Here is a 481-nt window from a genome sequence, read left to right as displayed (position 1 = left end):
GAACGCTCCGATGGTCAGCCCAAGAACTTCCAACTGTGCGGTTTGTGTGGTACTGTCGGCTGCAACAACCGATGCTTCTTTGTCTTCGATAGCTGCCTGCTCGAGCGTCTGCGCGGAGTCCTTGGTATCTGTGACGATTGCGTCTAACTCATCACTCTTGACCTGTGCTTGCTCCATATCACCGGCTTCTAAGGCTGTAAACAGTTCCTGAGCGATCGTCGAGTACTGTTCGTGTTGCCCCTGTAATTCTTCGAACTCTGCTTGTTCTGCTTCGCTCAGCTCTTGCTGTTGTAGCTTGGCGGAGTATTCGTCGAATCTCCGTCCTGCTGCTTCAAATTTTGACTGCTCTCCTTCTTCGCCGAGGAGTGCGGCGTGTACAGCGACTTGTTGCTCTTCGATGGCTACGAGCATGTTTAGCGAAGCATCGATTTTGTCGCCGTCTTCAGAGATGACGTGTGCGTCTTCATCGACGTTTCCAACG

Annotated in this window: 1 pseudogene; it reads right to left on the bottom strand. The window is 52.2% G+C overall.

The features are described from left to right. Positions 1-481: pseudogene (locus EXE42_RS16805) on the bottom strand (chemotaxis protein); the annotation flags it as partial.

The sequence above is a fragment of the Halorubrum sp. SP3 genome, from assembly GCF_005435195.1.
Taxonomy (GTDB): domain Archaea; phylum Halobacteriota; class Halobacteria; order Halobacteriales; family Haloferacaceae; genus Halorubrum; species Halorubrum sodomense.
Note: the sequence above shows the minus strand (reverse complement) of the source record. Positions and strands in the feature narration are given on the sequence as shown.